The sequence below is a fragment of the Synechococcus sp. BO 8801 genome (assembly GCF_002252675.1).
Taxonomy (GTDB): domain Bacteria; phylum Cyanobacteriota; class Cyanobacteriia; order PCC-6307; family Cyanobiaceae; genus Cyanobium.
Map to the genome: position 1 here is coordinate 137,074 of NZ_NQKY01000001.1, position 20,465 is coordinate 157,538.

Below are 20,465 nucleotides of genomic sequence, written 5' to 3' on the forward strand. Positions count from 1 at the left end.
ATCGCGCGCTGACTAAGGTGCCCATGGACCGGATCCAGAGGGAGCACCATGAGCCCCATCCATGCCGATAACAGCCTCAGCATCGGGCAGACCCCGCTGGTGGAGCTGCATCGCGTCACGGAGGGATGCGGCGCCCGGGTGCTCGCCAAGATCGAGGGCCGCAATCCGGCCTATTCGGTGAAGTGCCGCATCGGCGCGGCAATGATCTGGCAGGCCGAGAAGGATGGACTGCTGGGGCCCGGCAAGGAACTGATCGAGCCCACAAGCGGCAACACCGGCATCGCCCTGGCGTTCGTGGCCGCCTCCCGGGGCATCCCCCTCACCCTCACCATGCCGGAGACGATGAGCCTGGAGCGGCGCAAGCTGCTCACGGCCTACGGCGCCCACCTGCTGCTCACCGAGGGGAGGCTGGGCATGGGGGGTGCCATCGCGGCCGCCCGGGAGCTGGCGGAGTCCGAACCGGACCGCTGGGTGATGCTGCAGCAGTTCGTGAACCCGGCCAACCCCCGCATCCACCACGACACCACCGGCCCCGAGATCTGGACCGACACCGGCGGGGTGGTTGATGCCCTGGTCTGCGGCGTCGGCACCGGCGGCACCATCACCGGCGTCAGCCGCTACATCAAGACCACCCTCGGCAAGCCGCTGGTGTCGGTGGCGGTGGAGCCGTTCAACAGCCCCGTCATCCGCCAGACCATCGCCGGCGAGGATCTCCGGCCCGGTCCCCACAAGATCCAGGGCATCGGCGCCGGGTTCGTCCCCGCCAACCTCGACCTCAGCCTGGTCGACCGGGTCGAGGCCGTCAGCGACGAGGAGGCGGTGAACATGGCCCGGCGCCTGATGAAGGAGGAAGGGATCCTGGCCGGCATCTCCTGCGGCGCCGCCACGGTGGCCGCCCTGCGGCTCGCCAGGGAGAAGGCCTTTGAGGGCCGCACGATCGTGGTGGTGCTGCCCGACTCCGGCGAGCGTTACCTCAGTTCGGTGCTGTTCGAAGGCGTGTTCAACGAACGGGGTCTGGCGGCCGTCTGACCCCACCGACCGCACGAGCGCCGCGAGGCCACCGCCGATGAGTTACCTGCGTCAGATCATGCAGCGGCTCCATGACCGCTCCACCGCTCCGGCTCCGGTTGACCGCTCCGGCGATCCTGCCGTGCTGGAGGAGCATCTGACGCTGTATGCCGCCCGGCTCCAGGGCTGCAGCGACGCCATGCTCCACTACGAGGCCGCCTGGCTGGAGCAGCACATCGACACCCTCGAACTCTGCGCCCGGCAACCGACGATGCTCGCCAGCGCCGGGGGGCCGGAGCGGGTCGAGCGGCTGCTGCAGGAGAGCCTGCGGTTCCGCCAGCTGCTGGAGAGCGCCCGGGCGGCCAGGGGGCTGACGGGGGAAGGGGTGCGGGCCGCCGTGGTGGCCAGCGAACATGCCTGGGAGCTGTCCGACCCGGGACTCCGCCGGGCCTGGGGGTTCCCCGCCGACCTTCAGGGCGGCGCCGGGTCCTGAAGGCCCCGTGTGCCCGCCCGCGCACGCTGTTCGCTGCGATACACACTGCCGGGGCAGGTTCCCCAAGGATTTGCTGATCGTCCTCCTGCGTCACCATGGCGAGCTTCACGATCAGCCTGGAAGGAGGCAAGTCCTTCAGCTGTCCCGACGACACCTACATCCTCGACGCGGCCGAGGAGCAGGGCATTGATCTGCCCTATTCCTGCCGCGCCGGAGCCTGCAGCACCTGCGCCGGCAAGATCCTCTCCGGCAGTGTCGACCAGTCCGACCAGAGCTTCCTCGACGATGACCAGATCGGCGAAGGCTTCGCCCTGCTCTGCGTCAGCTACCCCCTCTCCGACTGCACCATCAAGCCGGGCGTCGAAGACGATCTCTGATCCGCGTGTGTTCGATCAGCCGGGCATGGTGACGAACTCCTCGGCCACCGAGGGGTGCAGGGCCATGGTGCGGTCGAAGTCGGCCTTGGTGGCCCCCATGCCGATGGCGATCGCCGCCATCTGAATGATCTCGGCGCTGTGCTCGCCCACCATGTGGCAGCCCACCACCTTGTTGGTGGCCGCCTCCAGGATCAGCTTGAGCAGCACCCGGGGGCCCCGGGCCGGCAGGGCCTGGGCCATGGGCCGGAAGCGGGCCCGGTGCACCCGGATGCCTTCGCTGCCGAAGCGTTCGATCGCCGCCTCCTCGCTCAGCCCCACCCCGGCCAGTTCCGGCTGGCTGAACACGGCACTGGCCACCAGGTCGTGATTCACCTGGCGGGGCTTGTTGCCGTAGACGGTGTCGGCAAAGGCCCGGCCTTCGTCCACCGCCACCGGGGTGAGGTTGATGCGGTCGGTCACGTCGCCCACCGCATGGATGTGGGGCACGTTGGTGGTCTGGTCGGCATCCACCGGGATGCGGTGGCCTTCCACCGCCACCCCGGCGCACTCCAGCTGCAGCCCCTCGAGGAAGGGCCTCCGGCCCGTGGCCAGCAGCACGCCGCCGCAGGGCAGCACCTCACCGCTCTGGGTGACCAGCTCCAGGGCCCCGGGCACGCCGGTGATGGCGGCGGGGCTGTGGGCGAAGCGGATCTCGATGCCTTCAGCCTCCATGGCCTCCTGCACCGCATGGGAGGCCTCCCGGTCGAAGCCCCGCAGCAGGTGGTCGCCCCGCACCAGCAGGGTCACCGCCACACCCAGGCCATGGAGGATGCAGGCGAATTCGCAGGCGATGAAGCCCGCCCCCACCACCACCACCCGGTCCGGGAAGCGCTCCTGCAGGAACATGTCGTCGCTCACCCAGCCCAGTTCGGCCCCGGGGAAGCTGGGACGGTGCGGCCGGCCACCGGCGGCGATCAGGATCCGTTCCCCCTTGAGCCGACGGGTGGTCTCGGCGCCCTGGACCACGTCGATGTGGTGGGGATCGGCGAAGCGGCCCCAGCCCCGCACCAGCTCGACGCCCGCCTTCTCCAGCAGGGTGATGTGCAGCTGGTTGAGCCGGTCCACCTCGCGGCGCACATTGGCGAGCAGCACGGAGGCGTCGGGCCGGAAGCCATCCAGCTGCCAGCCGTAGCTGCTCGCATCGGCCAGCAGGTGGCGGTAGGCCGAGCCGTAGACCAGCAGTTTCTTGGGCACGCAGCCGCGGATCACGCAGGTGCCCCCCACCCGATCGCCCTCCACGATCGCCACCGAGGCCCCGTAGGAGGCCGCCCGTTTGGCGGCCGCCAGGCCACCTGAGCCCGCCCCGAGGACGATCAGATCGAAGCAGTCGGTCATGGCAGCAGGGCGTCGTGGAGCACGGTGCCTTCCAGCATGGCGTCCCGGAGATCGGTGTCCCGCAGGTCGCAGCCGCTCAGATCGGCATCACGCAGGTCGGCGCCTCCCATGTTGGTGCCGTAGAGGCAGGCACCGCGCAGATCACTCCCCTGCAGCTGGGCACCCTGCATCTGGGCGAAGCTGAGGTCGGCCCCCTGGAAATCGGCCCCGCCCAGGTCGGTGGGCTGGTCGAGCCCGCCGCGGAAGTCGGCCTCCACCAGCCGGGTGGACCGCCAGCGGCTGTGGGCCCCGAGCACCCCCCGCAGACAGCAGCGGTGCATCAGGGCGCCGCCGAAATCGGCCCCCTGCAGCCGGGCCGCCGACAGGTCGGCGTCGTGCCAGAAGGAGCCGCTGGCCTTGAGACCGGAGAGGTCGGCCCCCCAGAGCAGGGCCTGCTGGAAGCAGGCGGCCTCCACGTTCGCTCCCGCCAGCCGGGCATGGCCGAACCGACCTTCCTTGAAGCAGCCGCCGTGCAGGTCGCAGTCGCCCAGATCCAGGGCCACGCCATCGAGATCCCCCAGCCGCAGACCGGCGAAGTGGCGGCGGCCTGCGGCCAGGGCGTCTTTGAGGGCCTCCAGGTCGGCGGGGAGGTCGCCCGGAAGATCGGCGGGACGGTCAGAGGATGGCCGCAAGGGCATCGAGTTGCTGGCGGCGGGAAGCGAGCATCAGCTTCCGGGCCTGGGCCAGGAGCTGGAAGACGCCCTTGTCGATCACTTCATAGAACACCAGGCTGCCTTCGGGACGGCGACGCACCACCCCGGCGATCGTCAGCAGCTTGAGATGCTTGGACACGAGGGCCTGGCTGAGGCCGGTCTTCTCGACGACGGCCGTGACGTTCAGGGGGCCCGGCCGCAGGGTCTCAAGCACGGTGAGCCGGTTGGGCTCGGAGAACACCTTGAAGTAGTCGGCCAGAGATTCCATCGACCGCAGCGAAGCCCGGGATGGTGGCGAGGCTACCACGCTTGCGTCTCAGACTGTTGATACAGAATCGTGAAACCACAGGTCTGCTTCACCTGGATCACGTAGTATCACGATGTCGTTATGACGCGAGCCAGCGTCGCCCCCTGATGACCGCCACCCTCTCCACCCCTGCTGCGGCGCCCCACCTGCGGGAAGACCTGCTGACCCCGCGCTTCTACACGACCCAGATCGCCAAGGCGGCCCGCACGGATCTGGAGCCGCAGCGGCCGGCCTTCGACGCGATGCTCGCCGAGATGGAGGCGGACTACAACCGCGACCACTTCGATCGCAAGGCACCGCTGGACCGGCTCCGGGACCTGAGTCCTGAGGAGAAGGAGGCGTATGAGAGCTACCTGGTGCGCTCCTGCGTGTCGGAGTTCTCCGGTTTCCTGCTGTTCAAGGAGCTTTCCCGGCGGCTCCTCCAGGCGCAGCGTCCCGAGATGGGGCGGCTGTTCCAGCTGATGGCCCGCGATGAGGCCCGCCATGCCGGTTTCCTCAACCGGGCCCTGGTGGCCGAGGGCATCGAGATCGACCTGCCCAGCCTCAGCACCAAGCGGCCGATCACCTGGTTTCCCCTGAGCTGGGTGCTTTACAGCGTCTTCCTGTCGGAGAAGATCGGCTACTGGCGGTACATCCTCATCGACCGCCATCTCAAGGCCCACCCCGACAGCAACTTCGCGCCGCTGTTCGATTTCTTCGAGCCCTGGTGCCAGGACGAGAATCGCCATGGCGACATCTTCAACATGCTGATCCGCTGCTGGCCGGCCCTGCGCCAGGGGCTGCGCGGCAAGTTGCTGAGTCGCTTCTTCCTGTGGTCGGTGTTTCTCACCCACAGCCTCACGGTCTGTGAGCGCGGCGAGTTCTACGGGATCCTGGGGATGGACCCGGAGGCCTTCGACGCCGAGGTGATGCGTCAGACCAACCGCACGGCCCGCCGGGCCTTCCCCTGGGTGTTCGATCTGGAATCCGGCGGCTTCATCGCCCTGCGGGATCGCCTTGTCGCCTGCTTCCAGGAGATGGGCGCCGCCCGCCGCCAGGGGGCCGGCCCCTGGCGCCAGATCGGCCTGAGGCTGCGCTTCGGCGGGCTGCTGTGGCGGCAGTTCTGGCAGCCGATGGTGCGGGCGGAGGCGGGCTGAGCCCGGGCTGCCCGCGGCTTTCCCTGCGGCCTCCACCAGCGGATCGTTCAGCTCCTGTTCCCTTGCTTCCTCTCCCATGCCCCAGCCCCATCTGAGCGCCGCCTACTGCGACGCCTACAGCCGCATCAACGCCCTGGTGATCGTGGGTGAGGGCCTGGCGGACAGCCACTTCCGCCTGCTGGCCGGCCTCCTTCCGGAGGACCGGGACGACCTGCTGCGGCTCGCCGCCATGGAGGGGCACCATGCCCGCGACTTCTCCGGCTGCGGCAGGCAGCTGGGGATCCGCCCGGATCTGCCGCTGGCGCGCCGGCTGTTTTCGCCGCTGCATCGCCTGTTCCGTGAGGCTGTGAGCAGCGGCGACCGCGTCAGCGCCCTGGTGATCCAGTGCCTGATCGTGGAAAGCTTCGCCGTGGCCGCCTACCGCTGCTACCAGCCGGTGGCCGACCCCTTCGCCGCGCCGATCATCGAGTCGGTGCTCACCGATGAGGCCGAACACCTCGAGTACGGCGGACGCTGGCTGGCGGCCTGGTTCCCGGAGGTGGCCGCACCGATCGCGGCCTGCTGCGAGCGCGCCCTGCCGATCGTGCTGGCCATGCTCCAGAGCGTCCGCGACGACCTGACCGCCATCGGCATCAATCCCACCGACCTGGTGGGCGAATTCGTGGGCTGCTTCCAGGCGGCGATTGAGATGGTGGGCTTCCCCCCGTCCCAGGCCCGCGCTCTGGTGGCGCGACTGGCTGGCCGGGCGGTGGAGGTGGCGGCCTAGGTCAGAACCCCGCCTCATCGAGCATGCCGCGCAGCACCTCGGCGCTGTGGCGCAGCTGCCCCATCTCCTTCTCGGTCAGGGCCATCTGCACCAGGGCGGCGGCGCCGCTGTCGTTGACGATCGTGGGCAGGCTGAGGCAGACATCGGGCAGGCCGTAGTGGCCGTGGCTGCGGCTGCTCACCGTGAGCATCTGGTCCTTGCTGCGCAGCACCGCCTCGACGATCTCGGCGGTGGCCAGCCCGATCGCCCAGGAGGTGCTGCCCTTGAGCCGGATGATCTCGTAGGCCGCCTGGCGCACTTCGGCGTGGAACAGCTCCTGAAGCTCAGGGTCCGCCAGGGTGCGGCTGCCTTCCCAGCCCCCATCCACCAGCCCGGAGCCAGCCACCGTCACCCGGCTCCAGACCGGCACCTCCGAATCGCCGTGTTCGCCGATCACCCAGGCCTGGACGTCGTGGGGATCGATGCCCAGCCGGCGACTGATGGCCATGCGGAAGCGGGCCGAATCGAGCACGGTGCCCGAGCCGATCACCCGGTGGGCGGGGAAGCCGCTCAGCTGGCCGGCGATGTGGGTGAGCACATCCACCGGGTTGCTCACCACCAGCAGCACCGCCCGGGGGCAGTGGAGGGCGATCGGCGGCACGAGCCTGCGGAACAGGTCCGCATTGCGCTCGATCAGCTCCCGCCGTGACTGGCCCGGCTGCTGGGCCACGCCGGCGGTGATCACCACCAGATCGGCATCCCGTCCCTCGTCCTCCACGCTCCCGGCCCGCAGGTCGGTGCGGGGCAGAAATGGCAGGCCATGGCAGAGGTCCATCACCTCCCCCTCCAGCCGGTCATGGGCCACATCCACCAGCACCAGCTCCTCCTGGCAGCCCCTGTGCAGGATCGCCACGGCGCAGGCCATGCCCACGGCGCCGCAGCCCACGATCACGACCTTGCGGCCGGGGAGGGTGCGTCCCCGCGCCTGGGCGCCGGTGGGCAGGAGCAGGTTGCAGAAGGGGGCGGCGGAGGCGTCGCCGACGGCCGGGGTGAGATCAGGCACCGGCGGCAGGGGCCTGGGGGTGGCTCGGATGGGTTGTGGCGGTTGGGTTCGTTGCTGTTGGGTTCGTTGCTGTTGGGTTCACTGCGCCTCCGCCCTGGGAATCGGGCCGTCAGCCCAACGGAAACACCCCGGAGCGTCGCTGTCACGGCTCCGGGACCACAGCCGCGGGGAACACCCCCTCTATCCCCTGTCGGCGCGAGCGCTGCTGGTGGCGGTGTCGGCGGCCGGCGCCCGGGGCGGCAGTGCTGCCGCCCGCTCCTGCAGCCAGCCTGTCGGCAGAGCGAGCGTGCCTGCGCAGCCGCCGAAGCGCAGTTGCAGCCAGGTGATCACCGCCGCGTCGCCGGCCACGATCGCTTCGATGGGCCCCTGTGGCCGCGTCCGCTCCTGGTCTTTCGCAGGGGGATGGCGGAAGGCCTGAGCCAGGCGCAGCTCCTCCACCAGATCCTGTCCCAGATACCAGAGCTCCACGTCCGCGCCCTTGCGCTGGCGGCGTTCCTCGATCAGTTCCCGCAGCTGGCCGTCCCCGCTGAGCTGCCCCAGTGGGGCCACCAGAAAGGAGAGGGAGCGCAGGGGCGCGGTGGGTGGGACCTGGGTGGTGGCGGACATGGCGGAGAGGGGTGCGGAGGGGATGGGGGCGGGGAGCGGATGCGGAGGCTGCAACGATTTTGTTGCTGCAGAAGAATGGAACAACAGTACCGTTATACCGTAGGCAACAGCGCCCCTCGCGGGCCCGTTCTCCCCCAGCACCGTTCCCCATGACCACCGCCGTCCCTGTCGCCATCTCCGACCATGCCGGCCCCGCCGATGTGCTCGCCCGCAAGGGGTTCGGCCCCCGGGTGCGTCGCCTCCATGGCCGCATCGGTGCCGCCCACCACCAGGCCGAGGGCATGTCCTTCTCCCGGTCGCTGCTGGCGGGGCAGGCCCACCCCCGCCAGCTGGCGGCCCTGATCCGCGCCCTCGCCCCCGCCTACGGCCTGATCGAGGCCCGGGGCCCCCTGCTCGCGGCCGCCCTGGGAGCCGAGGGGTTCCCCTGGGCCGACCTGGCCCGCAGCCAGGCCCTGCACCAGGACATCGCCCGGCTGGCCGTTGTCCCGGCCACGCCCGCTTCCGCGGCGGCCGAGATCTGGCTGGAGCACCTGCAGCGCCTGGCCCAGCAGGCCCCGCACCGGTTCATGGCCCACGTCTACGTGCGCTACGGCGGCGACCTCTCCGGGGGCCAGCAACTGGCCGAGCAGGCCAACGCCATCCTCGCGGACCAGGGCCTGCCGCCCCTGCAGTTCTGGCAGTTCCAGCGCCCCATCCCCGTGCTGAAGCAGGAGCTGCATGACGCCATCGAACGGATGGACCTCAGCGCAGACGAGGAGCTGGAACTGCTGGAGGAATCGGTGATCGCCTTCCACGACACCCAGCGGTTGCTGGCGGAGCTGGGGGAGCTCGCCGCCTAGCCGCCCCGCGCGCCCCTGGCCGCACCGGCCGCCCCCCTCTCCCCTCTTGCTCCCGCCACGCTCCCATCCCCTCCCCATGACCCCTGCGGCCACCGTTTCCCCCCGTCCCACCACCCCGATCGACCTGCTGCTCAAGCACGACCGGCCCGTTCCCCGCTACACGAGCTATCCCACGGCCGCCGCGTTCCACGGGGGCGTCAGCGCGGCCGATCTGGAGGTCCAGCTGGCCCGCCCCACCGACGCGCCGCTGTCGCTCTACGTGCACGTGCCCTTCTGCCGCAACGCCTGCTGGTTCTGCGGCTGCAACCGCATCACCACCGGCGCCGGCTCCAAGGTGGTGGATCCCTACCTGGAGGCCCTGGCCGCGGAACTGGAGCTGATCAGCCGCCACTCCGGCCAGCGCCGTCGCCTCGCCCAGCTGCACTGGGGCGGGGGTACCCCCAACTATCTGACGATCCCCGAGCGCCGGCGGCTCTGGGAGCTGATCGAGCGCCACTTCGACCTGGAGAGCGATCTGGAGGCCTCCATCGAGGTGAATCCGGAGGCCCTCAGCCGCCAGGACGTGATGGAGCTGCGCCGTCTGGGCTTCACGCGGATCAGCTTCGGCATCCAGGATGCCGACCCCCTGGTGCAGAAGGCGGTGAACCGGGTGGTGCCGGTGGACCAGCTGCGCCGGGCCATGGGCTGGATGCGGGAGGCGGGTTTCGCCAGCGTCAACGTGGATCTGATCTGCGGTCTGCCGCTGCAGACGCCGGAGCGGTTCGACGCCACCCTGGCCCTGGTGCAGGACCTGCGCCCCGACCGGGTGTCCCTGTTCTCCTTCGCCTACCTGCCCGAGCAGCTGCCCCTGCAGCGGAAAATCGCCGCCGAGGATCTGCCCAGCCAGCGCCAGCGACTGCAGATGCTGGACAGTGCCGCCGCGCGCCTGGGCGGCTGCGGCTACGACGCCATCGGCATGGACCACTACGCCCTCTCCGGCGACAGCCTGGCCGTGGCGGCCAGAGAGGGGCGCCTGCACCGCAATTTTCAGGGGTACACCACCGGCGGGGAGCTGGAGCTGCTGGGGGTGGGTCCCACGGCGATCAGCCAGTTCCCCGGGCTCTTCAGCCAGAACCAGCGGGATCTCAAGGCCTATGCCGCCAGCATCGCCGCCGGCCAGCTGCCGGTGGAGCGGGGGCTGGTGGTGAGTGATCCGGAGGTGCTGGAGCGGCGGGAGCTGATCCGCCAGGTGATGTGCCATTTCCGGGTGGCGATCGACCCGGAGCGCTACGCCGCCGAGTGGACCGCCCTCGAGGACCTGGCCGACGACGGCCTGGTGCGGCTCAGCCAGGCCGATGGCCGGGGCCTGGTGGAGGTGACCGCCGCGGGTCGCTGGCTGATCCGCACCGTGGCGGCCGTGTTCGATCCCTCCCAGCGCCAGGCGGCCTCCGGCTCGCGGCTGATCTGAGCCACCTCAGCAGGGTTCCAGCACGCAGTTGATCTTCAGCTCGAAGGGCACGGCGCTGGCGGGCAGTCGCAGCAGCTGGGCGGTGAGGGCGGCCAGGTCCTCGGGCTGGGTCATGGCGTCGGCGGGCAGGGCCGTCACCTGGGAGGCCATGGCGGTGTTGACCCAGCCCGGGCAGATCGCCGTCACCCGGATCCCGGCGTCCCAGCCCTCGTTGCGCATCGACTGGCAGAGGGCCATCAGGGCGAACTTGCTGCAGGGATAGGCCGCCAGGGAACCCTTCACCCGCTGGCCGCTCATCGACACCAGGGTGATCACCCGGCCGTCGCCGCTGGCCACCAGCGCCGGCCAGGCGGCCCGGGTGAGCCACCAGGGACCCATCAGATTGACGCGCCACAGGTCTTCGATCTCCCCTTCGCCGCCCGGCGCGAACAGCAGGCCCAGCCGGGAGAAAAGACCGGCGCAGTGGATCACCCCGTCGATCGCGCCGAAGTGGGCCAGCGTCGCCGCCACCCAGGCCGTTGCCTGGCCGGGGTCGCGGGCGTCGTAGGGATGCACCACCACCCGGTGGCCCCCCTGGCGGGCGGCCTCCCGCAGCGGGCCCTCCGCCAGGGCGGCGGGATCGCGCAGGCCGAGGCTGAGCCGATGCCCCTCGGCCAGGGCCCGTTCTGCGATCGCCCGGCCGATACCCCGGCTGGCGCCGCTGATCAGCAGGGTGCGGGTCTGCTCCATGGCCGGCGACGGCGGCGGCGGGTCCGGAAATCCTGGCGGATGGCCGGGGCGGGGGCCTGCGGGACGGCTGCGGGAGACGGACTGGAGCCCCACAGAGGTCCGCCGGGATCCCATCAGGAGTCCGTCAGGTGCCGACAAAAAAGGAGCTGACCGTGATGGCCAGCTCCGGGTGGTGAACGGTGGACGCGCCGGTGTCTGCAGCCGCTGCTCAGAGGGTGGATTCGCCGGATTCGCCGGTGCGGATCCGGATCACCGATTCGACCGGGGTGACGAAGAGCTTGCCGTCGCCGATCTCACCGGTGTGGGCGGCTTGGGTGATGGCGGCGATCGCCGCGTCCAGCTTGGCGGTGGGAACGACGATCTCGATCCTTGCCTTGGGCAGGAACTCGACGGTGAACTCCGTTCCCCTGTAGCGCTCGACCTGGCCTTTCTGGCGACCGAATCCACGGGAGTCGGTGACCGTCATGCCGATGATGTCAAGGGCGACGAGGGCAGTCTTGATGGCATCCACCTTGGAGGGGCGGACCATGGCCGTGATCATTTTCATGGAAGGTTTGGTCGTCAGTTGGTCATTGGATCGTACGCCTCTTCCCCGTGAGCCACGAAGTCGAGACCGCGCTCTTCCTCTTCAGGGCTGACGCGGAGTGGCATCAGGGCCCCGAGAATCCAGAGAATAATAGCCGTGCCGAGAGCGACAAATCCATAGGTGAGGATAACGGCTTTGAACTGGGCGATGAACAGGCCGAAATTTCCTGATTCCTCAAGGATCTTGGCCGACAAGGGGAAGTAATCCGCAGGCACAAGCGCCTTGGAGGCAAGAATTCCGGTCAGCAGAGCGCCCACGGTCCCGCCCACTCCGTGGACCATGAAGGTGTCAAGGGAATCGTCGAACTGGATGGCGGCCTTCACCCTGACGGCAATGAAGCAGACCACCGCCGTGACGATGCCGATCAGGAGCGATTGCTCCATGTACACAAACCCTGCCGCCGGGGTGATGCCCACCAGGCCGGCAACGGCACCGGTGGCTGCTCCAACGGCCGTGGGTTTGCCGTCCTTGAACCATTCGATCAGGCACCAGGTGAGCAGGGCGGCCGAGGCGGAGGTGGTGGTGGTGAGGAAGGGATACCCTGCCGTCTTGGAGGCGAACATGCTGGCTCCGTTGAAACCGAACCAGCCGAACCACAGCAGGCCTGCCCCCAGCAGGATGAAGGGCACGTTGTGGGGCGGGCGTTTGCTGTTGGGCCAGGTGGTGCGGGGGCCGATGATGGCCGCGGCCACGAGAGCCGCCACGCCGGAAGCGATGTGGACCACGGTGCCACCGGCGAAATCGATGGCGCCGATCGATCCGAACGGACCGATGAAACCGCCGCCCCAGACCATCTTGGCCATGGGGGAATAGATCAGCAGGCTCCAGATCAGGCAGAACCAGAACCACGCCTTGAAGCTGACCCGCTCCACCAGGGCGCCTGAGATCAGGGCCGGCGTGATGATCGCGAACATGCCCTGGAACAGGGCGAAGGAGGTGGCACTGATCGGGAAGCCTGCCGCCAGGGGCTGGTCGCCGAGTTCACCGCCGACGCCATGCAGGAACATCGATCCCAGGCCACCGATGAAGGGGCTGCCGAAGCCGACGTCGAAGGCCAGGCTGTAGCCGATCACCACCCAGAGGACGCCGATGAGCCCCATCAGGAAGAAGCTCATCATCATGCAGTTCAGCACGTTCTTGGGCCGCGTGAAGCCGCCGTAGAAGAAGGCCAGGCCAGGGGTCATCAGCAGGACCAGGGCCGAACCGACCAGCATCAGGAGGGTGTCGGCCCCATCGGTGGGAGCCATGGCCAGGGCCGCCTTGGCCGAGCCGGCGAGCAGTGGACCGATGCCGGCCCCCACCGCCAGCAGAAAGAAGGCGATTTTCCTTAGCCGTTGATCCTGAAGCCCAGCCAGAAAGCGGACGCGAAAGCGATCGAAGGTCATCAATGCGGATGACGTCGATGCACCAGTCGGTGATCCATGCATCGGGAAAGGGGGGTGAACCTTGGGAAAGGCAAATTTCACCCTCAGCGCTGGGGAAGGATGGTTGTGTAGCCAAACGAACAAACAGGCCCTCCGGCCAGTGAACGGTCACAAAAAAGCCGGGGCAGTGCCCCGGCGGGATGGTCGCGGCGGACGCTCAGATCAGGCGACGGCGGCGGCGGCGCGATCGAAGTAGGTGCCCACTTCCGACATCAGGGCGGAGCAGTCGCCGGGGGTGATGCCGTTGCGATCATTGGCGATCGCGATGGCGGCGTCCTTCATCTTGCGGATGCCTTCGGCCACGGAGGCACCGGGCACGCCGAGGGCCAGGTAGGTCTCGCGCAGGCCGTTGAGGCAGCGATCCTCAAGCACGGAGGCATCGCCGGTGAAGATCGCGTAGGTGACATAGCGCAGAACGATCTCCATGTCGCGCAGGCAGGCGGCCATGCGGCGGTGCGTGTAGGCGTTGCCGCCGGGGGCGATCAGGGCGGGTTGCTGGTCGAAGAGGTCGCGGGCGGCGTTGGTGACGATCTTGGAGGCGTTCGAGGTGATGCGGTTGACCGTGTCCATCCGCTTGTTGCTCTCGGCCACCATGGCGCCCAGGGCATCGATCTGGCCGGGGCTGAGGAATTCGCCGCGGGCGTCGGCCTGGGCGACGAGCTTGGTGAAGGCGTCGAACATGGGGGCTGCTTGGAAGCGTGGATGTGAACTTTAGATTCGCCGGCCGGGGTTGTGCGAGGTCCCGAAGCCAGCTCCCCTGGCAGCTTGACTAGGGTGATTGGCCCCAAAGCCTCTGCATGGCCGGCCCCGCAAGCATGCCTCCCGAGCCGATGGACTGGGGCGCGCTGGCCCTGGCCGCCGGGCCGGCGCCGAGCGATCCGACCGCAGGTCCCACCAGCCCCCAGGCCCGGTTGCGGCTGTTCGGTCGCCCGGAGTCTGAGGTCCGGGTCACGCTGTACCGCGACCACCACGCCTGGTGCCCCTACTGCCAGAAGGTCTGGCTGTGGCTGGAGGAGAAACAGGTTCCCCATCGCACCAGCAAGGTGACGATGTTCTGCTACGGGCGGAAGGAGCCCTGGTACACCGAGCGGGTCCCCAGCGGCATGCTGCCGGCCCTCGAGCTCGATGGTCGTCTGATCACCGAGAGCGACCGCATCCTCGAGGCCCTCGAGGAGAGCTTCGGCCCCCTGGGGCCGGCGATGCACTCGTCCGTGGCCCTGCCGCTGCGCCAGCTTGAGCGTCAGCTGTTCCGGGCCTGGTGCCAATGGCTCTGCGTCCCGGCCCGGGGGCCCGCCGATGAGGCCCGGGGCCGGGAGGGCTTCGATCGCTGGGCCGAACGGTTCGCGAGCGCCCTCGAGGCCGAGCCAGGACCGTTTCTGGTCGGGGAGCTGGGCACGGTGGACCTGATCTTCGTGCCCTACGTCGAGCGCATGAACGCCAGCCTGGCTTACTACAAGGGCTACCTGCTGCGGGAGCGCCATCCCGCCATCGATCGCTGGTTCCGGGCTCTCGAGGAGCGCTCCACCTACCTCGGTACCCAGAGCGACTTCCACACCCACGCCCACGACCTGCCTCCCCAGATGGGAGGGTGTTACGCCAGCGGCAGCGGCGAGCAGCGGAATCTCGCCGACCGCATCGACGCCGGCCCCTGGCCGATCGTGGCCCCACCCGGGTCCGATCCCGAGACCAGCCAGGGCGAGCCGGCCGACGCGGCCTCCGTGGCCCTGGCCCGGGTGCTCCGGCACCGTGGGCCCCTGCTGGCGCGCAATCCGCTCGGATCCGATGGCTTCGACCGACCGTTGCGCTGTGCCCTCACCCGGCTGATCACCGGCCAGGATTGCCCGCCTCCCCCCGGGTCGGCCCGTGGCCTGCGCTACCTGAGGGATCGCATCAGCGTGCCCAGGGACATGCCGCTGCACGCGGCCCGCCTGCTGCGCCGCTCCCTGGAGGCCACGGCCCGTCTCGATCCGGCCGCTCCCTCGGCGGCGGGGGAGCCGATCCCGGTGCAGCATCGCCGCGACCAGGATCCGTCCCCCTTTCTTGCCGCCGCGAGCCGGCCCCTCGGCACCGCCCCCTAGCGTTGGCCTCGATGGTGTTGGAGGCCATGGCAGGCATTTCGGGTCGTGCTTCCCTGGCGGGCCTCAGCCGGGTGGTTCCGCCGCTGGCGGTGCTGAGCCTGGCCCTTGCGGCCGGCGCTCCCGCCGTCCAGGCCCTGGAACTGGGCGGTCGCACCCAGTTCGTGCGGGCCCCCTGGAAGGTCACCCTCACCAGCTACACCACCAACGTGGGCCAGTCGCCTGCGGAGTACTTCTTCACCCTCAGCCTCGATGAGGGGGCGGGGGCCTCCCTCGGCGGCATGACCATCCAGCAGACCCGTGGTGCCGACTGGCAGTTCCCGTTTGCTGTCGAGCGGACCCACGCCTTTCTCGGGGTGCCCCGCCGTGAGGGGCGCCGGATCCCGGTGCAGGCCGCGTTCGATCCTGCTGCCCGGCGCTTCGACCTCAGCTTCCCCGAGCCCGTCCCCCCCGGCGCGACGGTGACGGTGTCGCTGCGGCCCTGGTTCAACCCCGTCCAGGCCGACACCTATCTCTTCCAGGTGACGGCGATCCCTGCCGGCCCCGGGCCGGTGCCCAGTCCGGTGGGGGTGGGGACTTTGAGGATCTACCAGCCCAATGATTGGTGAGTGAATCGGCCGGCGCGGCTGGGCACGCGCCAGGATGGGGACCCCTGATGACGCCCACGATGCAGGCCAGCTGGAACGGAAAAGTGATCGCCAGCAGTGACGACATCGTGACGGTGGAAGGCAACGCCTACTTCCCGGCCGATGCGCTCGATGCAGCCTGGATCCGCCCCTCCAGCCACCGCTCCTTCTGCGGCTGGAAGGGAGAAGCGCACTATTACGACCTGATCGTCGACGGCAAGGAGAATGCCAATGCCGTCTGGTACTACCCGGAGCCCAAGGAAGCGGCCAGCAACATCCGGGGGCGGGTGGCGTTCTGGAAGGGCGTGACGGTGGCCTGAGGCCTTCTCAGCTTTCCGGGTATCAGCTGCCTGGATAACGGAGGGTGCGCCACTCGCCGCTCAGGGTGCTCACCTCCACGCCGATGCCGACGGGACCCTGCACGGGGCCGAATTCCTCCTGCCACCAATGCAGCGCCTCGCTCCAGGCGGCATCCAGGGAGTCGTAAAGGTCGTCGAGGATGGGATGGGGATCACCCTGTTGATCCACCAGCCGGTAGGTGCGGCACGTCTGGACGTTGCTACGCGTCTGGGCGCTGCTGCGCGAGCGGGAGGACTGAGGTAAGGAGATCGCCACGTCTTGCCTCGTATACAGGATTGGCATTCTGGCCCCTGTGCCAGATCCGAACTGTCACCTTCACAACATCTTTCGGTGTTGCTCCGCAACCGGCGTCGCTGCGGTATCGCGGGTCGGCGGGCGCTTCCGTCCCGTGCGATGGCTCACCTGGCGGCTGCGCTCCTGGTAGCGGTGGACCACCGGAAGGCGCTCCTCCTGGTAAGCCTGCAGCGCCAGCTGCGGTGTGGCGGCGGCGCCGGGCGCCAGCTGGCCCGCCAGGGCCACCGCATCCTCCAGCCCCGCCGTCATCCCCCGGGCCTGGGAGGAGCTCATGGCGTGGGCGGCATCGCCGATCAGGGCCACCCGCCCGTCGACGAGAGCGGGCAGGGGGTCGATGTCGAACGACCAGTTGGCCACCACCCCCTCCGGAGCCGTGGCGGCGATCACCGCGGCCGCATCGGCGGGAAGCTTGGCGAGGGCGGCGGCGGGCACCCCCTCTTCCAGCAGCCTCTGCCGGGCCTCCCGGTCATCGGGGAGCTCCTCCTCCTGGAAGAAGCCCCAGTGGGTGCGCCCCCGCCCCTCCCCGTCGGGGCCCAGATCGAAGAAGTTGGCGTAGATGCCCCGGCCCCGGGCATAGACGAAGAAATCCCCGTCGGTGCAGAAGGTCGCGTCCGTCACCACCCCCCGCCAGACCCGATCCCCCAGGTACTGCAGGCGTCGCTCCGGGCAGAGCAGGGCCGCCACCCGGGAGAAGATCCCATCGGCCCCCACCAGCAGATCGCCCGTCCATTGGCGGCCATCGGCAAAGCGGGCCTCGACGCCGTCCTTGCTCTGGCTCCAGCCGACGAGTGCATGGTCGCCGTGGAAGGCGGCGGGATCGAGATGGCGCCAGAGGGCGTCGAGGATGGCGCGGCGGTGGATCAGCAGGGAGGGCAGCTCCCCCGCCTGCCGTTCTGCCGGGCTGGCTTCGATCAGATCGCCCCTGAGGTTGCGGAACACGAACCGCTGCACGGGATGGCCGCCCGCCAGCAGGTCGTCGAGCAGGCCCGGGACGGCGGCGGCCGCCACCGCCTCCACACCGCTCTTCACCAGCAGGATGCCGCAGCCCTCGGTGCGCAGCCGCCCGGAGCGCTCGAACAGGGAGACGCGGTGGCCCTGGCGCTGCAGCATCAGGGCGAGCAGCAGGCCGGAACTGCCGGCCCCCACCACGGCGATGCGGAGGCCGGCGGGGGCGGAACTCATGCGCTCACGGCAGGCTCCAGGATGCTGGCATGGAGAACGTCCATCACCTCGAGGACCTTGGTGGTCTCCTCCGGGTCGAGGCGCAGGGTGCCGGCCAGGTCGGCGAGGATCGCCTGCTCCTGGTCCTCCAGGGGGCCGTCGGAGCGCATGATCTCCGCCGCCACCGCATAGGCCGTGTGCCGCTGCCGGTCGTCCAGCACCGCGGCCGCCTCCTCCATCAGGCCGATCGCCCCCTTGGCCCGCAGGCCCTGGAGCAGCGTGTCCATCAGGCTGATCATCTCCTTGTCGCTCCTCCCCTTGAAGGGGGCGCGGTAGTCGAGGGCGTGGCGAAGGGCCCGTGTGCCCGCCATGGTGAGGGCCCCGTCCCAGGAGACGGCGGCGAGAGCGACCGCGGCGAAGGCCGTAGGTGCGTCCATGGACAACGTCGAAAGCATGGGAACACCCGTCATCGTTCGCTCCAGGGGTGCCTGTCAGTGGCCGATGTGACCGAATCCGGGAAAAGCTCCCCCTCGTCGCCGTCCGGTCCTCAGCGCTTCGGGGCTGCTCCACCGGCGGCACCGCCTTCGCGGCAGAGCTTCAGATAGAGGGCATCCGGCTCCTGATACCGGGCCGGGCGGCAGTCGTGCAGACGGGCCAGCTGCTGCCAGCAGACGGTCCGCTGCACGTTCTTGAGACTCTTGCCTTCCCGCACCAGCATCCGCATGGCCCGGCAGTAGGAGCCGTAGTGCTCGTCCAGGTCCGGGAGGTTGGCGGGAACGCTCATCCAACGACTCCAGCACCTCCCCTCGGCCAGCGACTGTGCCGATGGGAACCAAGCGTGCAGATCTTGAGATCTCCCCCCGTGGGGCCAAAAAAAGGAGGGCCCCGAAAGGCCCTCCCCGCAGCGGAACGTGCGCCGTTCAGCGGATGAACAGCATCTCCTGGTAGGAGGGCAGGGGCCACAGGTTGTCGTCCACCAGGGCCTCGAGACCATCGACGGCCTCCCTCAGCTGGTGCATCAGCGGCATCAGGGTGTCGGCCGAGTAGCGCATGTGGGCGATGGTGCCGTGGGGGGCGTTGCTGATGGCGCTCTCGAGGGCACCGCTCAGTTCCATCAGTTTGGCGCTGAGGGACGCGACCTTGTGCTGGGTTTCCGGGGACACCTGGAGGCCCATGGAGGTCTGCAGTTGCAGGGAGCTGGCCAGCTCACCCAGGTAGCGCATGGCGGCCGGGTAGATCTGGGTCTGGGCGATCTGCACCGCCAGCTTGGCCTCGACGTCGATGGCGAGCACGTACTGCTCGGCGTAGACCTCGAAGCGGCTCTCCAGTTCCAGGGGGGTGAGCACACCCTGCTGGGCGAACAGGTCGCGCACTTCAGGCCGCTGCAGCACGGGCAGGGAATCGGCCGTGGTGGGCAGGTTTTCCAGGCCCCGCTCCTCCACGGCGATGCGGTGCCACTCGCTGGAGTAGCCGTCGCCGCCGAAGACCACGTTGCCGTGGTCGGTCATGATCTGCTTGAGCACGGAGAAGGCGGCGCCCGGCAGGCTTTCGCCGGCGGCCATCTTCTGCTCCAGCTGGTCGCTCACGTAGGCAAGCGAATCGGCCAGGATCGTGTTCATGGCCACCAGGGGGCCCGCCACCGACTGGTTGGAGCCGACGGCCCGGAACTCGAAGCGGTTGCCGGTGAAGGCGAAGGGGGAGGTGCGGTTGCGGTCGCCGGGATCCTTGGGGAACTCGGGCAGGGTGTCGACACCCAGCTGCATCACGCCGGCATGGGTGGAGCCCGTCACGTCGCCTTCCTTGATCTGGCGGAAGACGTCCTCCAGCTGGCTGCCCAGGTAGACGGAGATGATCGCCGGGGGGGCTTCGTTGGCGCCGAGGCGGTGATCGTTGCCGGCGGTGGCCACCACGGCCCGCATCAGGGGGCCGAACTTGTGCACCCCGCGGATGACGGCGCCGCAGAACAGCAGGAACTGCATGTTCTCGTGGGGGGTGCTGCCGGGATCCAGCAGGTTGCCCTGGGTGGGGTTGCCCACCGACCAGTTGACGTGCTTGCCGGAGCCGTTGATGCCTTCGAAGGGCTTCTCATGGAGCAGGCAGTTCATGCCGTGGCGGCGTGCCGTGCTCTTGAGAATGGTCATGATCAGCTGCTGGTGATCGGTGGCCACGTTGGCCGCCTCGAAGAACGGGGCGATCTCGAACTGGCCCGGTGCCACCTCGTTGTGGCGGGTCTTGGCGGGGATCCCCAGCTTGTAGAGCTGACGCTCCACGTCCTGCATGTACACCTGCACCCGCAGGGGGATGGCGCCGAAGTAGTGGTCGTCGAATTGCTGGCCCTTGGCGGAGGGCTTGCCGAACAGGGTGCGGCCGGCCAGCAGCAGGTCGGGACGCAGGGGCACGTAGGCGCTGTCGACCAGGAAGTACTCCTGTTCGGCGCCGCAGCTGGAGTTGACCGGGGCCACCTCGGTTTCGCCGAGCAGCCGCAGCAGGCGCTGGGCCTGCTTGTTCATGGCGGCGTTGGAGCGCAGCAGGGGGGTCTTCTTGTCGAGGGCCTCGCCGGTCCAGGAGATGAAGACGGTGGGGATGCAGAGGGTGAGACCGTTGGGGGTCTCCATCAGGAAGGCCGGGCTGGTGATGTCCCAGGCGGTGTAGCCGCGGGCCTCGAAGGTGGTGCGGATGCCGCCACTGGGGAAGGAGGAGCCGTCGGGTTCGCCCTGCACCAGCACCTTGCCGGTGAACTCGGTGATCACGGAGCCGTCACCCTGCACCGAGATGAAGCCGTCGTGCTTCTCGGCGGTGGCGTTGGTCAGGGGATAGAAGACGTGGGCGTAGTAGAGGGCGCCGCGGCCGGTGGCCCATTCCTTCATCGCCTGGGCGACCACGTTGGCGACCGAGACGTCGAGCTTGCCGTTCTCCTTGATGGTGCGCTGAACGGACTTGAAGATCTCCTTGGGCAGGGCCGCCTTCATCTTGGCCAGGCTGAAAACGTCGCTGGCCCAGAGCTCATCCAGCGACTCGATGGGGGGGGTCACCACCGGAGGGCGCTGGTGAATCTCCTGAATGGCGGCGAAGCGTTGGGGGCTGGGCATGGAAACAGCTTGGGTCGGCTGGAGGGTATCCAAT

24 protein-coding genes are annotated in these 20,465 nt (G+C 69.2%); 10 read left to right on the plus strand and 14 right to left on the minus strand.

Annotation, left to right across the window (positions count from 1 at the left end; translation table 11 throughout):
- The first annotated feature begins 48 nt into the window (after positions 1-48).
- From cysK to CJZ86_RS00620, 3 genes are all read left to right on the plus strand, one after another.
- Entirely contained in the window at positions 49-1,029 is a 981-nt protein-coding gene (cysK, locus tag CJZ86_RS00610) for a cysteine synthase A (RefSeq protein WP_094584028.1), read from the plus strand.
- Between the two features lie 37 nt (positions 1,030-1,066).
- Positions 1,067-1,501 carry a hypothetical protein gene (locus CJZ86_RS00615; protein ID WP_094584029.1) on the plus strand — a complete coding sequence of 145 codons (435 nt, stop codon included), beginning with the start codon at positions 1,067-1,069 and terminating at the stop codon, positions 1,499-1,501.
- A 95-nt stretch (positions 1,502-1,596) separates the two neighbouring features.
- The gene (locus CJZ86_RS00620) at positions 1,597-1,878 is read left to right on the plus strand and encodes a 2Fe-2S iron-sulfur cluster-binding protein (RefSeq protein ID WP_094584030.1); all 282 of its coding nucleotides are present in this window, start codon (positions 1,597-1,599) and stop codon (positions 1,876-1,878) included.
- A gap of 15 nt (positions 1,879-1,893) precedes the next feature.
- Here the strand turns inward: CJZ86_RS00620 and gorA are convergent, their stop codons facing one another.
- The 3 genes from gorA to CJZ86_RS00635 are packed head-to-tail and all read right to left on the minus strand — an operon-like array spanning position 1,894 to position 4,212.
- Positions 1,894-3,252 (minus strand): glutathione-disulfide reductase, encoded by a 1,359-nt coding sequence (gene gorA / locus CJZ86_RS00625; RefSeq protein ID WP_094584031.1) that lies wholly within the window; start codon positions 3,250-3,252, stop codon positions 1,894-1,896.
- Positions 3,249-3,929, minus strand: a complete 681-nt coding sequence (locus CJZ86_RS00630; protein WP_094584032.1) for a pentapeptide repeat-containing protein — start codon at positions 3,927-3,929, stop codon at positions 3,249-3,251. The genes gorA and CJZ86_RS00630 overlap by 4 nt, the downstream gene beginning before the upstream one ends.
- Positions 3,907-4,212, minus strand: a complete 306-nt coding sequence (locus tag CJZ86_RS00635; RefSeq protein ID WP_094584033.1) for an ArsR/SmtB family transcription factor — start codon at positions 4,210-4,212, stop codon at positions 3,907-3,909. Before CJZ86_RS00635 ends, CJZ86_RS00630 begins: the two co-directional genes overlap by 23 nt.
- Before the next feature lie 146 nt (positions 4,213-4,358).
- Here CJZ86_RS00635 and acsF point away from each other — a divergent pair, with 146 nt between their 5' ends.
- Both acsF and CJZ86_RS00645 read left to right on the plus strand, forming a co-directional pair.
- Complete coding sequence (acsF, locus tag CJZ86_RS00640) at positions 4,359-5,387, plus strand: magnesium-protoporphyrin IX monomethyl ester (oxidative) cyclase (RefSeq protein ID WP_094584034.1); 1,029 nt, start codon at positions 4,359-4,361, stop codon at positions 5,385-5,387.
- A gap of 76 nt (positions 5,388-5,463) precedes the next feature.
- Entirely contained in the window at positions 5,464-6,153 is a 690-nt protein-coding gene (locus CJZ86_RS00645) for a long-chain fatty aldehyde decarbonylase (RefSeq protein ID WP_233133747.1), read from the plus strand.
- 1 nt (position 6,154) lies between these two features.
- On the opposite strand, the gene CJZ86_RS00650 is transcribed toward CJZ86_RS00645, so the two are convergent.
- Positions 6,155-7,195 (minus strand): L-lactate dehydrogenase, encoded by a 1,041-nt coding sequence (locus tag CJZ86_RS00650; RefSeq protein ID WP_198960038.1) that lies wholly within the window; start codon positions 7,193-7,195, stop codon positions 6,155-6,157.
- A gap of 180 nt (positions 7,196-7,375) precedes the next feature.
- Positions 7,376-7,801, minus strand: a complete 426-nt coding sequence (locus tag CJZ86_RS16875; RefSeq protein WP_094584035.1) for a hypothetical protein — start codon at positions 7,799-7,801, stop codon at positions 7,376-7,378.
- Positions 7,802-7,950: 149 nt separating this feature from the next.
- On the opposite strand from CJZ86_RS16875, the gene CJZ86_RS00660 reads away from it, so the two are divergent.
- Together CJZ86_RS00660 and hemN are read left to right on the plus strand one after the other, a co-directional pair.
- Positions 7,951-8,640 carry a biliverdin-producing heme oxygenase gene (locus CJZ86_RS00660; RefSeq protein ID WP_094584036.1) on the plus strand — a complete coding sequence of 230 codons (690 nt, stop codon included), beginning with the start codon at positions 7,951-7,953 and terminating at the stop codon, positions 8,638-8,640.
- Between the two features lie 76 nt (positions 8,641-8,716).
- Complete coding sequence (gene hemN, locus CJZ86_RS00665; protein WP_094584037.1) at positions 8,717-10,087, plus strand: oxygen-independent coproporphyrinogen III oxidase; 1,371 nt, start codon at positions 8,717-8,719, stop codon at positions 10,085-10,087.
- 6 nt (positions 10,088-10,093) lie between these two features.
- Here the strand turns inward: hemN and CJZ86_RS00670 are convergent, their stop codons facing one another.
- The 4 genes from CJZ86_RS00670 to cpcB form a co-directional block, all read right to left on the minus strand.
- A complete protein-coding gene (locus CJZ86_RS00670; protein WP_094584038.1) occupies positions 10,094-10,816 on the minus strand; it encodes an SDR family NAD(P)-dependent oxidoreductase in 723 nt (240 codons plus the stop codon).
- A 208-nt stretch (positions 10,817-11,024) separates the two neighbouring features.
- Complete coding sequence (locus CJZ86_RS00675) at positions 11,025-11,363, minus strand: P-II family nitrogen regulator (protein ID WP_094584039.1); 339 nt, start codon at positions 11,361-11,363, stop codon at positions 11,025-11,027.
- Positions 11,364-11,377: 14 nt separating this feature from the next.
- Entirely contained in the window at positions 11,378-12,787 is a 1,410-nt protein-coding gene (locus tag CJZ86_RS00680) for an ammonium transporter (RefSeq protein ID WP_233133748.1), read from the minus strand.
- A gap of 201 nt (positions 12,788-12,988) precedes the next feature.
- A complete protein-coding gene (gene cpcB, locus CJZ86_RS00685; RefSeq protein ID WP_094584041.1) occupies positions 12,989-13,507 on the minus strand; it encodes a C-phycocyanin subunit beta in 519 nt (172 codons plus the stop codon).
- Positions 13,508-13,656: 149 nt separating this feature from the next.
- Here cpcB and CJZ86_RS00690 point away from each other — a divergent pair, with 149 nt between their 5' ends.
- The 3 genes from CJZ86_RS00690 to CJZ86_RS00700 are packed head-to-tail and all read left to right on the plus strand — an operon-like array spanning position 13,657 to position 15,847.
- Complete coding sequence (locus CJZ86_RS00690; RefSeq protein ID WP_233133749.1) at positions 13,657-14,904, plus strand: glutathione S-transferase family protein; 1,248 nt, start codon at positions 13,657-13,659, stop codon at positions 14,902-14,904.
- Between the two features lie 26 nt (positions 14,905-14,930).
- Positions 14,931-15,509, plus strand: a complete 579-nt coding sequence (locus CJZ86_RS00695; protein ID WP_233133750.1) for a DUF2808 domain-containing protein — start codon at positions 14,931-14,933, stop codon at positions 15,507-15,509.
- Positions 15,510-15,556: 47 nt separating this feature from the next.
- Positions 15,557-15,847, plus strand: coding sequence for a DUF427 domain-containing protein (locus CJZ86_RS00700; protein ID WP_502690410.1), 291 nt, complete (start codon positions 15,557-15,559; stop codon positions 15,845-15,847).
- Between the two features lie 22 nt (positions 15,848-15,869).
- Here the strand turns inward: CJZ86_RS00700 and CJZ86_RS00705 are convergent, their stop codons facing one another.
- From CJZ86_RS00705 to CJZ86_RS00725, 5 genes are all read right to left on the minus strand, one after another.
- The gene (locus CJZ86_RS00705) at positions 15,870-16,142 is read right to left on the minus strand and encodes a hypothetical protein (RefSeq protein ID WP_353615196.1); all 273 of its coding nucleotides are present in this window, start codon (positions 16,140-16,142) and stop codon (positions 15,870-15,872) included.
- 60 nt (positions 16,143-16,202) lie between these two features.
- On the minus strand, positions 16,203-17,363 hold the full coding sequence (locus tag CJZ86_RS00710; RefSeq protein WP_094584046.1) for an FAD-dependent oxidoreductase: 1,161 nt from the start codon (positions 17,361-17,363) through the stop codon (positions 16,203-16,205).
- On the minus strand, positions 17,360-17,779 hold the full coding sequence (locus CJZ86_RS00715) for a tellurite resistance TerB family protein (RefSeq protein WP_233133751.1): 420 nt from the start codon (positions 17,777-17,779) through the stop codon (positions 17,360-17,362). Before CJZ86_RS00715 ends, CJZ86_RS00710 begins: the two co-directional genes overlap by 4 nt.
- Before the next feature lie 110 nt (positions 17,780-17,889).
- On the minus strand, positions 17,890-18,126 hold the full coding sequence (locus CJZ86_RS16880) for a DUF3136 domain-containing protein (protein WP_158219473.1): 237 nt from the start codon (positions 18,124-18,126) through the stop codon (positions 17,890-17,892).
- A 136-nt stretch (positions 18,127-18,262) separates the two neighbouring features.
- The gene (locus CJZ86_RS00725) at positions 18,263-20,431 is read right to left on the minus strand and encodes a glutamine synthetase III family protein (RefSeq protein ID WP_094584049.1); all 2,169 of its coding nucleotides are present in this window, start codon (positions 20,429-20,431) and stop codon (positions 18,263-18,265) included.
- Positions 20,432-20,465 lie beyond the last annotated feature (34 nt).